This window comes from Marinobacter flavimaris (assembly GCF_045057155.1).
GTDB lineage: Bacteria > Pseudomonadota > Gammaproteobacteria > Pseudomonadales > Oleiphilaceae > Marinobacter > Marinobacter manganoxydans.
In genome coordinates this window covers 3,865,237-3,878,834 of the sequence record NZ_CP171359.1, presented here as the reverse complement: position 1 = coordinate 3,878,834, position 13,598 = coordinate 3,865,237, and the positions used below count along the sequence as shown (strand labels likewise).

Genomic DNA, 13,598 nt, shown 5'->3' with positions numbered 1-13,598 from the left:
CTGACCAGCTCTGATAGTTGGCGCCAATCATAAACATCAGCCGGCGCCGGCGCCTGAGACCAAATGCCGCATCCCCTCGGAGGTATTACCGCGTATCCCGATGGAAAAAAACGCTAGAATGCCCGCTATGGAATGGCTGACCCACTCACAGACCGGATTTCAACAGACTGCCCGCTATCTGCTGGGCATGCGTCTGGCTATTGTTGCGCTACAGCTGATCTCGATCGCCGTGGCGGAAACCATGGTAACCCTGGCCCATCGGGCTGAAGCGGTTATCCTGCCCCTCGCCTATGGGGTTATGGCAACCCTGGCCTGGCTCTGGTTTACCCGTCGCCCACCGCGTTCGACACAGGCCGTCAGCCTGGTGCTGATTGTCGATTTGCTTTTGATCGGAGTCTGGCTTTACCTGACGGGCGGCTATACCAACCCCCTGGTTTCCCTGTTGCTGCTGCCTATCGCCGTTGCCATTGTGCTGGTGCCACTGGGCCAGAGCATTGCCGTTACCGTCGCCGGCGTTGCGGTTTACACCTCCCTGGTGATCTGGCATACGCCGGTCACCCATGGACATCACAACGCCAACCTGGCCCAGTTACATCTGGTCGGCATGTGGGTGACCTTCGCCACAACCGCTGCCATCCTGCTGCTGGTTGTCGGTGCCCTGGCACGTCGCCTGCGCCAGCAACAGGCCCAGCTCGCACAGATACGGGAAACCCGGCTGCGAGATGAGCAGATCATCGCCCTCGGACTGTCGGCTGCTGCAGTGGCACATCGCCTGGGGACGCCGCTGAACACCATGACGCTGCTGGTGGAGGAAATGAAATCCGCTGCCCCGGTCGGCGACCCCATTGCCGACGACCTCGCACTGATGGAAAGTCAACTGGGCCTGTGCACGACCCACCTGCAACAGCTGTCTTCGGCGGCCGTGCAGGCCAAGACCGCGCAACTGGAAACCCTGCCAGCCCGGGACTGGGTGGCACGTCTTCGGGAATCCGCTACCCTGCTTTGGCCGGGTGCCGCCATTGAATGGCGTCAGCCTATGTCGGACTGCTCGGTTGCCGTGGACGCCACCCTTGATCAGGCCGTTCTGAATGTGTTGGCCAACGCAGTAACAGCCAGCCCGTCTTGGGTCGCCGTTGCAGCCAGTGAGGGTGCCGATGGCCGGCTGGAACTGGTTGTCGAGGACCATGGTGATGGCCTGGAATCCACCCCGGAAGGTACGCTCGGGGACAAGGTAGTCAGTTCGGAGAATGGGCTCGGAGTTGGCCTTTTCCTTTCCAACGCCACCATCCAGCGTCTTGGAGGCACACTGAAAGCCCGGGGTAGTGCGGACGGTACCACCATCATCATAGAGCTGCCGATAACGGCAGCGACCAACGGCCTAGCGGGAGAACAGGCGTGAGCAAACAACAGGCGTGGCTGCTTATTGATGACGACGACGCCTTTCTGCAGGTGCTTCAGCGCTCACTCGGACGCCAGGGCATCGAAGCACAGCTTGCCCACGGGCATCAGGAAGCAAAAACCGCCCTGCTGGAGGGAACCTTTCACCGGTGCGTACTGGATCTGAACCTGGCCGGCGAAAGCGGCCTGCAGCTTCTGCCAGAGATTCTGGACATGCATCCGGATCTGGAAATCCTGGTGCTGACCGGTTACGGCAGTATCGCCACGGCGGTCGAAGCCATGCGCCGCGGCGCGGTGAACTATCTGTGCAAACCGGTAACGGTCAACCAGCTGCTGGCCGGATTCGAGCCGATTGATGCACCGCCGGATCTCCGGGCGGAGCCGCCCTCGGTCGAGGAAATGGAGTGGGAGCACATCCAGCGGGTTCTCAACGAAAACGAGGGCAACGTCTCTGCCACCGCCCGCGCCCTGAACATGCATCGACGTACCCTGCAACGAAAGCTCCAGAAGCACTCGCGCTGGCGTTGACCGGTACCCATAGGTATTTGGCGCAAAACTGACATTTATCAATTCACCTAGACCATTTACCCATGGTTTTTCAGGGGTATTGCGGTAGCATATGCGGCCGCTCGAACAGGTCTCACAGGGAGGAGAGTTCATTAATTTAAAGACCGGAAACTCAAATTACTGACTCTCATGCCCAGATCCCCCACGACGATTACACCACCCTCAGACATCGACCCCAAGCGCCTGGCCATGGTTGCGGCGGCTACGCCCAATTTTCTGGTGATGCTGGATGATGCCGGCCGCATTGAATGGGTTAACCCCAGCTTTGAGGAACACACGGGGTATCAGCTTGAGGAGGTGCGCGGATGCCTCCCAAAGGAAGTGCTTTACGGGCCGGACACCGACCCCGAAACCATCAAGCGCATTAACCAGAAGCTGCATCGGGCCGAAATCATTGAAGAAGACATTCTTCACTACACCAAAGCCGGACAGCCCTACTGGGTGCATACCTATTGCGTTCCGATAGGTACAGAGCAGGGCGTTGCCCCCGGTTATATCGCCATTCAGAACAACATCTCCGACAGGAAGAACAGCGAGCGGGGCCTGCGGATCGCGGCCAGCGTGTTCGACCGCAGCCACGAAGCCATCCTGATCACCGACCAGTCGAACCGGATCCTGGATGTGAATCCCGCGTTTTCGCGGATTACCGGCTATAGCCGGCAGGAGGTTCTGGGCCTCAACCCGGCGATTCTCAGCTCCGGCCGACATTCCGGGGCATACTACCGGTCCATGTGGCGCACCATCGAGAAAACCGACCACTGGCGGGGCGAAATCTGGAACCGTCGGAAAAACGGTGAAGAGTTTGTGGAGCTGCTATCCATCAGCCGCGTGCATCTGGAAGAACCCGGGCAGTATTACCATGTGGCGGCCTTCTCGGACATCACCGCACTCAAGAACCATGCGCGCGAACTCGACCGGGCGGCCAACTACGACGATCTGACCGGCCTGCCAAACCGCCAGTTGCTGGAAGAGCGACTGCGCACAGCCCGCAGCCACGCCGACCGGCAACATCGCAGCGTGTCGGTGTGCTATCTGGACCTCGACGGCTTCAAGGGTATCAATGACAAATGGGGGCAGTCGGCCGGTGACCAGACCCTGCGCACCCTGGCCGAGCGACTGACCCGTGCGCTGCGCAGCGGCGACACCGTTGCCCGGATCGGTGGCGACGAATTTGTCCTCCTGCTGCAGGGCGATGACAACCACGAAGCGGTTTATCAGCGCATTCTGGCCACCGTCGGCGATCCGGTAACGGTGGGCGATCAGAATGTTTCACTCACGGCCAGCCTCGGCATTACCCGCTACCCGGAAGATGGATCAGACGCCGAAGGTCTGATTCGGCATGCCGATCAGGCCATGTACTCCGCCAAGGAAAAAGGCCGCAATCAGTATCACTTGTTCGATCCCGGCCTGGACGAGCATCGCCGGAACCGGCGCAATCAGTTGATGGAAATCTCCAGGGCCCTGGAAAACGAGGAGTTCGAGCTGTTTTTCCAGCCCCAGATCCGTGTCACGGATTGCGAACTTTTCGGTTTTGAGGCGCTGATCCGCTGGAACCACCCCCAGAAAGGGCTGGTTTCACCGGGCGAATTTCTGCCGATTGTCGAGAACAGTCACCTTGAAGTACCACTGGGACAGTGGGTATTGAAAGAAGCCATTCACCAGATGAACGCCTGGAAGGAAGCGGGAGAGAATCTGGCGATCAGCATTAACATCAGCGCTCCGCACCTGATGGACCGCTCATTTGCCGACTACCTGGAGAGTTACCTGCACAGCCACCCGGAGGTGGCACCCGGCCAGATCACGCTGGAGGTTCTCGAATCGACTGCACTGGAGGACACCCAGCGGGCCAGCAACGTTCTGGCGCGCTGCCAGAGTCTCGGTCTTCAGGTGGCGCTGGACGATTTTGGCACCGGTTTCTCATCCCTGACCTACCTGCGTACGCTTCCGGTGGACATCATCAAGATCGACCAGAGTTTTGTTCGCAACATGCTTGAGGATGCCGGCGACCGCGCCATCGTTGAGAGCGTGATCTTCCTGGCCCAGCGGTTCGCCCACCCGGTTCTGGCCGAAGGCGTTGAAACCATGGAACACGCCCGGACACTCAGGCAGATGGGATGCAATTTCGTGCAGGGCTACGGGATCGCCCGCCCCATGCCGGCAACCGAGGTGCTGGGCTGGGCAAGGAAATGGCAGCATAGGGCCCGTTCCGGCAAGGCCGGCGACCTGCTCAGCACCGCCGTCGCCAGTGGCAAGGGCCTCTGAGCCGGAAAGCTCTACCGGTAGCGTCTCTGGTCCAGCGTGGTCAACCGGTCCGGATGGAAGACCATGAGGCCAGTCACAAAAGTGCCGTTCACGAACCCTTCGGGAATCATGAACAACGGCAGGTAACGGATGTACTCATGCACCAGTTGGTCAAACGTGTAGACGCCACTGCTCCATAGCATGAGGCACATGACACCACCAGCGGCTGCCACGGAAATGCCGGCCCCGAAGAACCCGCAGAAGAAGATATAGGCGAAGAAATTCCGGAAATCCCGCCGGCGTTCCCAGAGCATGATTCCGTGGCTGACAATGGCAGGCACCATCACGGTAATCAGCCCGTTGGCCGCAAACATGATCAGGGGTTCTCGTCCGGTAATTACCGTGATCACCAGCGCCAGCAATCCCGCCAGCACCGCAAGCGCCCACCCCAGCATCAGCGTTATCACCGTGATCCCGAAAATGTGGATGGCCAGGCCGGGAGAAATGCCTGCCCTCAGCTGCCAGACGAATCCGAGTACCACGGCCGCACCGAAGAACGAATGCTGGAGCGCGTTGTCCTTGCGGAAGGCTGGCCAGTCAATGGAGCGCACCGCCCGGACAAGAATTACCAGAAAAAGCAGCAGCGTGATGATCCACTGGCTGGTGGATAGCAGATTTTCAGTCATGCCCATAGTGAACGTACCGCAGTAACGGGGTCGGGTATGACACCTTAGCGGCTCGCCCCACCCCCGGTGCAAGCGAGCCCAGATAGATCAGGCGACCTGTCTCTCTTGCTTGCCAAGGTCAGTGAGGCGCTGCCAGGCTTCAAAGGTGCTGAGGAAAACCTCGCCACCCAGGTGGGAAAGCAGTTCCGTGCCTTTCAGTTTGTCCATGACGGGGCCTTTCACTTCCGCCAGGTGCAACCTCACTCCTGCATCCTTCATACGCTCGTTAATCGCCTCCAGACTTTCGAGGGCCGAGGCGTCCACCAGATTCACGGCCGGACACATCAGCACCAGGTCCTTAAGCTCAGGCTCCCGTATCATCAGGTCCATAACCGTTTCCTCAAGGAAGCGTGCGTTGGCGAAGTACAGGCTCTCGTCCACCCGCAGGAAAGTCACCTTCGGACACAGCTCCACGTCATGGCGGAGCACGTTGCGGAAGTGCTCGGTTCCCGGTACCCGACCAACCACCGCGCTGTGGGGGCGGCTGGTTCGATACAGAAACAGGCCTATCGAAAGCGCCACCCCGGCGATAATGCCGGCCTCGACACTGTGCACCAGAGTCAGCACGATGGTGGCGAGCATGGCGCCAAAGTCCGTGCGGGAGTAGCGCCAGGTGCGACCCAGGGCCGGAAGGTCGATCAGCGTGGCCACGGCGACGATAATGGTCGCTGCCAGGGTCGCCTGGGGCAGATAGGCAATGGCTGGCGTCAGGAATAACGTAGCCATGGCGATACCCACAGCCGCATAGGCGCCGGCGGCGGGAGTCTCGGCCCCAGCGTCAAAGTTGACCACGGAACGGGAGAAGCCACCGGTGACCGGCATGCCGCCGGAAAAACCGGCGCCCAGGTTGGCAGTACCCAGGCCAATCAGCTCCTGGTCCGGATCAATACGCTGGCGACGTTTCGCGGCCAGGGTCTGGCCAACAGACACCGACTCCACGAAACCCACAACACTGATCAGCAACGCGCTGACCGCCAGCTGCTGCCACAAGCCCATGTCCAGGCTCGGCATGGTGAAATCGGGCAGTCCCCGGGGCACATCTCCAACCAGACGCACACCCTGGCCATCAAGCTGGAACTGCCAGGCCACCAGGGTGGTGACCAGAACCGCCAGAATCGGCGCGGTTTTGGTAAGAATATCCGCCATTCTCGGGGCCAACCCCATTGCCATCAGAAGCGGCTTCAGACGTTTGCGGGCCAGCATCAGGAAAATCAGCGCTCCGGCACCGACCCCCAACGTTGCCAGGTTGGTGTCACCGATGGATCCCAACAGCGAGTGAGCAATTTCCAGAAGGTTGTGACCCGAGGCCTGGATTCCGAAGATATGCTTCAGCTGACTGGCAGCAATCACAATGCCGGAGGCCGTGATAAAGCCCGAAATCACCGGATGGCTGAGAAAATTGGCCAGGAAACCCAGCCTAAGGACACCCATCAGGGTCAGCATCAACCCAGACATGACCGCCAGCAAAACGGCACCCGCCACGTATTCCGGTGTACCGGACTCCGCAAGGGGTGCCAGGGCCGCTGCGGTCATCAGGGAAGCCACAGCAACCGGGCCCACCGACAGTGTTCGGCTGGTGCCGAAGACAGCGTAAATAACCAGGGGCAGGATACTGGCGTACAGACCCACCTGGGCAGGCAACCCGGCCAGCAGGGCATAGGCCAGCGACTGGGGGATGAGCATGACGGTAACGATGATCGCGGCCACCAGATCACTGGTGGCCTGTTCCCGGCCATATTTTGGGGCCCAATCCAGAATGGGCAGATAGCGTTTAAGATTCATCGGGAATCTCAGAACAGGTTAACCGGTACTTTCAGGTAAACCTGACCATTGTCTTCAGCCGGAGGCATATGGCCTGCCCGCATGTTGACCTGGACCGAAGGCAGAATCAGCCGTGGCATATCCAGGGTCGCGTCCCGTTCGGTCCGCATCTTCACGAACTCTTCCTCGGAAACACCTTCGTGGACATGGATGTTTGCTTCCCGCTGCTCGGCCACCGTGGTCATATGCTGATACTCGTCACGGCCGGGCGCCTTGTAGTCGTGACACAGGAAGATACGGGTTTCTGCCGGCAGAGACAGTACCTTCTGGATAGACTGGTACAGGGTGCGGGCATCGCCACCCGGGAAATCACAGCGGGCGGTGCCGAAATCCGGCATAAACAGGGTGTCACCCACGAAGGCGGCATCGCCAACCACATAGGTCAGGCAGGCAGGGGTGTGCCCCGGGGTATGCAATACGCGCCCCTCAAGACCACCGATGGCGAATGTGTCGCCCTCTCTGAACAGCTGATCGAACTGGCTGCCGTCGCGCTGGAATTCGGTGCCGGCGTTAAACGCCTTGCCAAATATTTCCTGTACGTCTCGGATGTGCGCACCAATGCCGGTCTTGCCGCCCAACTTCTCATGCAGGTAAGGCGCGGCCGACAAGTGATCCGCGTGTACGTGGGTCTCCAGAATCCACTCGACCTTCAGATCGTTGCTGCGGATGTACTCGATAATCTCGTCTGCAGAACGCACGTCGGTGGTGCCAGCGGCGTAATCAAAATCCAGGACCGAATCGAGAATGGCACAGGCCTGGCTGTCCGGGTCGCGCACCACATAACTGAAGGTATTGGTGGGTTCATCAAAAAAATGCTGAACGATCGGGTTGCTCATGGCAGTCACCTCTGGAGTATCCGAATATCAAATTTAATATAAGCATATACTATTTCGTAATATGAGGTGAAATGATCTTTTTTTATATGCGCAATGTTCCTGATGCATCAACAAGGCAGTCCCGCCCTGCCTGCTTGGCCATATAGAGCCGATCATCTGCCCGGGCAATCAAGGCATCGGGAGTCGCTGGCTGGTCAACGAACTCTTCGATCGCCGCCACACCCGCACTGACGGTCACCGGAATGTCCGTGTCATTGAACACAAACCTTTCCTCATGCACAGCTTCGAGAATTCGCTGCACAAACTGCCTCACGTCCCCGTGTTCCACGGCGCTGAAAACAACAATGAACTCCTCGCCACCGAAACGGGCAACCACATCCATGGAGCGGGTCTGGCTCACCAGGATGTCAGCAAAGCGCTGGAGGATATAATCGCCCCCGAGGTGTCCGATGGAGTCGTTGATCGTCTTGAAGTGATCGATGTCGAAGATCGCCAGGGCGAAACGTTCTCCCCGACGGTTACTCCGGCCCAGCATTTCATCCAGCCTTGGCATCAGGTAGCGGCGATTATGCAGACCGGTCAGCGGATCACGAATGGACTGGTTAAGCAGCTCTTCTTCCAGGCGATTGCGCTCAAGAGCACCCGACAACAGGCCGGAGACGATGATCAACAGATCGGCCTGATCCAGACGCCAGCTTCGTCGACGCAGGGAGTCAACGCCGAAAAACCCGGTGACCCGTCCACGCACCCGGATGGGCACACAGAACATGGAAGATACGCCCTGCTCCTGAAGCAGAGCCCGCTCGGGTGCGGCCTCCCGCGGCAGTCGATCGACATCTTCGATGAACACCACGCGGCTGCCACTGACCATGCCCTCGATCTGTTCCTGCCACCAGTGAAAATCCTCGATCGGTACCTCTTGCTGGGTCTCAATCAGGGCAGGGACACCGTCCCTGCACCATTCATGGGTATTGGTCATTACGGCGTAATCGTCGGTAAAGCAGTACAGGTAGGCCCGGTCTACCTTGAAAAACAGGCCGATGGATCGCAGGAGCTCATCAATGCACTGATCAATGGTGCCAAAGCCCAGATTGATGAATTCGGTGGAAAGGCGGGCAATGAGCTTCTGGAAACCAGCCTGGAAGGAAAACTCCGCCTCGCTATCTCGGAGGCTCTGCTCCAGGTTTTTGTAATGCTGGATGTTATGGAACTGACCGTACCAGAGGGTACTGCCATCGGGTTGCCGCTCCGGCTCGGAGCTGACCTCGAACCACTCGTAGTCGCCATTCTGCAGTCTGAGCCGCGCGCGGTACGACCAGGTTTTCAGGGTATCCGCAGAGACACGGATACTCTCCATGACGGCCTCAACGTCGTCGGGGTGGATCATCGCAAAAATCGGATCCGCGTTGTCATTCAGATCCCACGGGGCTATGCCAAAAAGTGCCTGAACACGTTCACTGATGAAGGGGCATCGATGGGACTCCCGATCTGCACCCAGCCAATAGATGAAAAGGACGCCAGGCACCCCTGAGGCCAGTTTCTGGAAAAAACGGGCAGACAAACCGGTTTGCTGCCCGTTGCCGGACCTTGACGCCTTGGACACCCTGTCCTCCCAACGGACGAATCACCCTGCTCATAAAAGAGTGTAGCCCACGCTGACAGGAAGCAAACCGATTCCGGAGACGACGAATCAGAGCGAGTCCAGACGGTTCCTGGCTTCTTCCCGCCGACCGGCATCAGCGACGTCGCGGCCCGCCCTGTCGGGTGCTTCGAGGACTTTCTGCAGATAGCTCCGGGCTCTTTCAGGCTCGCCCTGGTCCAGCAGAAAATCGCCAAAGAAGAAATTGGCATCCATACCATCAGGATTGATCGCCAATGCTTTCTGCAAATACTGACGGGCCTTGTCGTCATCACCGAAGCCCAGTGGCCAGCCAGGAACCTGGTAATAAAGGCTGCCAAGGGATGTGTAAGCCGAGCCATCCAGCGCATCAGGATCGATAGCCAGGGCCGCTTCCAGGGATTTCCGGGCGTCCTTGACCAGGCCCAGGGCACCCAGACCACCTTTGGCACCGGCGTAGGTGCTCAGCACAATACCCTGCCAGATCAGCGGCTCTGCCCGATCCGGATAATGGGCAACAAACTGTTCCGCCTCGCCAGCCAGGCCCTCGAAGGCTTTCTCTTTTTCGTCCTCCGGTACCTGGTACTGGATCTCGGCCCAGCGATGCTGGATGTCGGCCAGCTCGGTCTCAAGAGCAGCTGCCCAAAGCGGCTGGGCAGCCAGACACAAGACCATCAATAAAACACGTTTCATGACAACACTCCCGGATTCAGAAACCGCCGGATCACCGGCAGTTGCTTCAGCATCGCCTTATCGACAATTTTGGGCAGGATGCCGTTGATGACCACGAACAACTTCTCGGGCCAGCCCAGAAAACGCCGGCGATCGTCATTTTCCATAGCAGCCAGAATCTGCGCCGCCACCGCTCCAGGTGCGTCCATGGCGTTGCCGAGTGCCCGGTTCAGCTCGTTCACGGCCTTCGGATTCATGTCCGTGGCAGTGGCGCGGGGGGCCACATAGATCACCTGAACCGGGGTATCGGCCAGTTCCCTGCGCAGGGCTTCGCTGAAACCGCGCAGACCAAACTTGCTGGCGCAGTATGCGGTGTAGCCGGGGAAACCGATGCTGCCAAAGGTGGACCCCACGAACACCAGCGCTCCCTGTTCGGCTTTTTCAAACCTTGGTGCAAAATGCCTGGCGACAATCATCGCTGACCGGAGATTGACGGCAATCTGGGCGTCCAGTTCATTGACTGTCATATTGCCCAGGCTGGCAAAGCAGTTCTGGCCGGCACAGTGGATAACGCCATCAATATCCGGATAGGCATCGCCGAGCCGAACCAGCTGCTGGTCGAGGTCCGGCGCCGCAAGATCCAGATGTACGAGCGAGACACCTTCCCGATGTTCAAGCTTTTCCGGGTGCCGGGAAGCGATAATCACCCGAGCACCTGCCCTGACCAACGGCTCCACGAGCGCCTTTCCTATACCGCCGGTGCCACCCAGAAGCAGGAACACCCGATCATGCAGCCTCATGGCGCCGCTCCTTGCGATTCTCGGGCACGGGGATGCTGTGCAGCATGTCGCCGTATAGCCGGTAGACCATACGGGCCGCCTCGATAATGGCCTGCTGGTCATCCGGATCGGTGATTTCGTTCATCAGGTTCCGGAAGAACTCGAAATGCTCCTGGTCCAGAGCACCATGGGAGTAGAGGTAGCTGAACGCTTCCTTGGGCAGGCCAAGCTGTTTCTGGATGGCTTCACCGAGCGGCGTCGCCAGCTCGATCGACGTTCCCTCAAGCACCTGAACCATGCCGAAAAAGGCGGCCGGGTTCCCGCGGTTGATGCGGTCATAGAGGTAGGCGACCATCAGCTCGATAGAGGTATCCGGGCTGCCATGACGAATGGCTTCCTTGTCCTCTCCGCAGGCCGCAAGATCGTTGAGGATCCACTCATGGTGGCCATACTCCTCCTCGATGTATTCCACCAACGCCTTTCGCACAAATTCCAGACGCTCGGGTAAGCGGCCACCGCACGCCATCATCAGGGGCACGGTGTGTTTCACGTGGTGATACGCCTGGGTGAGAAACCAGGTATAGCCATTCAGGTCAAACCGGCCCTCGCGGATGGCCTCAATAACAGGCGCACCGGTTACGTGGGCGCGGGCTTGTGCAGTTTCGGACTGCAGTCGATCGAAAAATGCCATGAAAGATCCTCCTGGCGGGTTTGAAAGTTCAGAATTGGATATCGAAAGATTCATGAAAATCGGAAATGCGCCGGCCAGCAGCGTTGGCAGATCCGCCTGAATCTGTTGGCGAACAGGCCGGCCGTTTGCAGTCAGGTAGCCCTCAGCCTGGCTCAATGGCTGACGGCGGATATAGACACCGGACAAACGGGCGTAGTCCGGCAAATTGTTGTTCAGAGCGTCCAGCTGCGAGCGCAACGCTTCAGGTGAACGACCATCCTGCACCACAACGAGGGCGGAAGGGCAGGGATCGCCATCACCAAACACCACCGCCTGGCGGGCACCTATCGCCTGTATGAGTTCACTCTCCAGCCATTCCGGGCTGATGTTGCGACCAAAGCTGGTAATCAGAAGATTCTTCGCGCGACCGCTCACCGACAGGAAACCCCCGGCATCCCGGGCACCCAGGTCACCGGTATCCAGCCACTCATCCCCTGCCGGTTCATCCCCCAGGTAACCCAGGTGGGTGTTCCCGGCCACCAGAATGTGTCCGCGGTCATCCACCCGTACCCGAACATGGGAGAGCGGTTTACCCACCGCACCTTCGCGTTCGGTTCCAGGCACGTTCAATGCAACCACGGAACTGCACTCGGAAAGCCCATAACCCTCATAAAGCGGCAGGCCGACCGCGCGGCCCCTGGCAAGCAGGTCGGACGAAACCCGTCCGCCACCAACCGCCAGAAACCGGAAAGAATTACTGTCCAGCTGTTTCTGTTCGGCCGCAGACACCAGCGTCATAGCCAGTTCCGGCACCAGAATCAGGGACTGCGGCTGGTGTTCGTTGACGCCCTGTACCAGCCGGTCGATGTCCAGCCCACTGCTTCCGGTCATGCCCAGATCCTGCAAGGGTGCGACCATTACCGTACTGCCCATAAGCAATGGCAGATAAACCCCGGCAATGTTCTCCAGCAATGTGGCCAGTGGCAGGATGCACAGGTGCCGCTCAAGGTCGACGCCCTCAAGACGCTCCTGCAAGGCCAGCGTGGTGGCCGTCATCTGGGCCACCGACAGGCAGACGCCCTTTGGGTTGCCTGTACTGCCAGACGTAAAGGTTATCTTCGCGGTCTGCTCCGGCATCCAGGCGGCTGCCGCTGTTACCGGCAAATGCCTTAGCCAGACACCATGGCCAATGTGCTCACCGCCATTGCTTGCGCCCCCTGACAACAGGCAATCAAGGCCAGCTCGTTCAGTCAGGTGTTCCGTCTGGGTCCGTGAAAAAAACACCGGCACGGGGACACACACCACGCCGGCAAGCAAACAGGCCAGATCGGCAAGAATCCACGCCACGGAGTTGTCGCCACACAGGCCGGCCCGGCGCACACCAAGGCGCGTCAACTGGTCGGCGAGAGCCTCGGCCGCCTGCATCATCTGAGCGTATGTGAAGGCCGACTCCGGCCCCTGGAGCGCCGTTTGTGAGGGTTGGACGGCCGCCTGGCGTTGCAGAAGTTCAGGCAATGTGGCCATAGGAACCTCCTGCCATCGCTTCTTCCCCGGGGGCTTCGGACTCAACCGGCTGAATCAACCGGAGCAAACCGGCGGTCCGCAGTGCCGACATACCATCGGCGACACGAATGGCCATCACCACCGGATGATGGTCGTAATAACGCCCCCAGCCGGCACCGCCATCGGGCAACATGGCGGGATCGGCAGTCGCCAGGACCTGAGTGGCAATGCCCAGGCGATGAAAACTGTTGCGTAGCTGATCCGTGCCGGTGCACACCACCCAGTCATAACCGGCCCCATCCAGCCACACCGACAACGAGGCAAACAGAAAACGGCTAACGCCGGCTTCAACGCCCGCCAGATGGGCAATCTCCGCGATCCGATGTCGCTCGATGCCCGCAACCGGCATCACCGACTCCACAGGCACCGACAGATAATCTTCCAGGAACAGTTTTTCCAGCGCAGCATTACGAACACCGACCGCGGCAAGAAGACTGCCCTGAGCCGTTGTCAGGGCAAGCAATGCCGGTATGCGCAGAGAAGGCTCGGCGCCATAGGCATGCAGGAAGCGCCGACGGATAAAATCCGCGACCGTCCCGGCCATTGCCGTCTCGGGACGGATCTCGTTAAACCAGCGACCGGCACAACGGATGACCGGAACCACCTCCTCGGAATCCGGGGGACAACATGTGGACATCATCAGCGGGTCTGTCATAAAAGGCCTCTCTTAAGGTACGCCTCCCAGACTAGAGCGCCAGCCTTAACCAA

11 protein-coding genes are annotated in these 13,598 nt (G+C 59.4%); 3 read left to right on the top strand and 8 right to left on the bottom strand.

Annotation, left to right across the window (positions count from 1 at the left end):
* Positions 1-127: 127 nt before the first annotated feature.
* From ACGK9W_RS18095 to ACGK9W_RS18085, 3 genes are all read left to right on the top strand, one after another.
* A complete protein-coding gene (locus ACGK9W_RS18095) occupies positions 128-1,399 on the top strand; it encodes a sensor histidine kinase KdpD (RefSeq protein ID WP_104270466.1) in 1,272 nt (423 codons plus the stop codon).
* On the top strand, positions 1,396-1,926 hold the full coding sequence (locus ACGK9W_RS18090) for a response regulator transcription factor (RefSeq protein WP_104270465.1): 531 nt from the start codon (positions 1,396-1,398) through the stop codon (positions 1,924-1,926). The genes ACGK9W_RS18095 and ACGK9W_RS18090 overlap by 4 nt, the downstream gene beginning before the upstream one ends.
* A 168-nt stretch (positions 1,927-2,094) precedes the next feature.
* On the top strand, positions 2,095-4,227 hold the full coding sequence (locus tag ACGK9W_RS18085; protein WP_104270464.1) for a GGDEF and EAL domain-containing protein: 2,133 nt from the start codon (positions 2,095-2,097) through the stop codon (positions 4,225-4,227).
* Between the two features lie 11 nt (positions 4,228-4,238).
* Here the strand turns inward: ACGK9W_RS18085 and ACGK9W_RS18080 are convergent, their stop codons facing one another.
* The 8 genes from ACGK9W_RS18080 to ACGK9W_RS18045 all read right to left on the bottom strand — a co-directional run bounded on the left by ACGK9W_RS18080 (position 4,239) and on the right by ACGK9W_RS18045 (position 13,545).
* On the bottom strand, positions 4,239-4,898 hold the full coding sequence (locus ACGK9W_RS18080) for an energy-coupling factor ABC transporter permease (protein WP_104270463.1): 660 nt from the start codon (positions 4,896-4,898) through the stop codon (positions 4,239-4,241).
* 81 nt (positions 4,899-4,979) lie between these two features.
* Positions 4,980-6,713 (bottom strand): SulP family inorganic anion transporter, encoded by a 1,734-nt coding sequence (locus ACGK9W_RS18075; RefSeq protein ID WP_014579095.1) that lies wholly within the window; start codon positions 6,711-6,713, stop codon positions 4,980-4,982.
* Between the two features lie 8 nt (positions 6,714-6,721).
* Positions 6,722-7,588 carry an MBL fold metallo-hydrolase gene (locus tag ACGK9W_RS18070; RefSeq protein ID WP_008177122.1) on the bottom strand — a complete coding sequence of 289 codons (867 nt, stop codon included), beginning with the start codon at positions 7,586-7,588 and terminating at the stop codon, positions 6,722-6,724.
* A gap of 82 nt (positions 7,589-7,670) precedes the next feature.
* A complete protein-coding gene (locus tag ACGK9W_RS18065) occupies positions 7,671-9,191 on the bottom strand; it encodes a diguanylate cyclase (RefSeq protein ID WP_104270462.1) in 1,521 nt (506 codons plus the stop codon).
* Between the two features lie 87 nt (positions 9,192-9,278).
* On the bottom strand, positions 9,279-9,899 hold the full coding sequence (locus ACGK9W_RS18060) for a tetratricopeptide repeat protein (RefSeq protein ID WP_014579092.1): 621 nt from the start codon (positions 9,897-9,899) through the stop codon (positions 9,279-9,281).
* Positions 9,896-10,678: an SDR family oxidoreductase gene (locus tag ACGK9W_RS18055; RefSeq protein ID WP_104270461.1), complete on the bottom strand. Its 783-nt coding sequence runs from the start codon at positions 10,676-10,678 to the stop codon at positions 9,896-9,898. The genes ACGK9W_RS18060 and ACGK9W_RS18055 overlap by 4 nt, the downstream gene beginning before the upstream one ends.
* Positions 10,665-12,851 (bottom strand): AMP-binding protein, encoded by a 2,187-nt coding sequence (locus tag ACGK9W_RS18050; RefSeq protein WP_104270460.1) that lies wholly within the window; start codon positions 12,849-12,851, stop codon positions 10,665-10,667. Before ACGK9W_RS18050 ends, ACGK9W_RS18055 begins: the two co-directional genes overlap by 14 nt.
* Positions 12,835-13,545 carry a thermostable hemolysin gene (locus ACGK9W_RS18045; RefSeq protein ID WP_405417946.1) on the bottom strand — a complete coding sequence of 237 codons (711 nt, stop codon included), beginning with the start codon at positions 13,543-13,545 and terminating at the stop codon, positions 12,835-12,837. Before ACGK9W_RS18045 ends, ACGK9W_RS18050 begins: the two co-directional genes overlap by 17 nt.
* Positions 13,546-13,598 lie beyond the last annotated feature (53 nt).

Coding starts and splice junctions, on each gene's coding strand:
- ACGK9W_RS18055 (WP_104270461.1), bottom strand. CDS start 10,678: ATGAGGCTGCATGATCGGGTGTTCCTGCTTCTGGGTGGCACCGGCGGT.
- ACGK9W_RS18075 (WP_014579095.1), bottom strand. CDS start 6,713: ATGAATCTTAAACGCTATCTGCCCATTCTGGATTGGGCCCCAAAATAT.
- ACGK9W_RS18085 (WP_104270464.1), top strand. CDS start 2,095: ATGCCCAGATCCCCCACGACGATTACACCACCCTCAGACATCGACCCC.
- ACGK9W_RS18060 (WP_014579092.1), bottom strand. CDS start 9,899: ATGAAACGTGTTTTATTGATGGTCTTGTGTCTGGCTGCCCAGCCGCTT.
- ACGK9W_RS18095 (WP_104270466.1), top strand. CDS start 128: ATGGAATGGCTGACCCACTCACAGACCGGATTTCAACAGACTGCCCGC.
- ACGK9W_RS18080 (WP_104270463.1), bottom strand. CDS start 4,898: ATGGGCATGACTGAAAATCTGCTATCCACCAGCCAGTGGATCATCACG.
- ACGK9W_RS18050 (WP_104270460.1), bottom strand. CDS start 12,851: ATGGCCACATTGCCTGAACTTCTGCAACGCCAGGCGGCCGTCCAACCC.
- ACGK9W_RS18070 (WP_008177122.1), bottom strand. CDS start 7,588: ATGAGCAACCCGATCGTTCAGCATTTTTTTGATGAACCCACCAATACC.
- ACGK9W_RS18045 (WP_405417946.1), bottom strand. CDS start 13,545: ATGACAGACCCGCTGATGATGTCCACATGTTGTCCCCCGGATTCCGAG.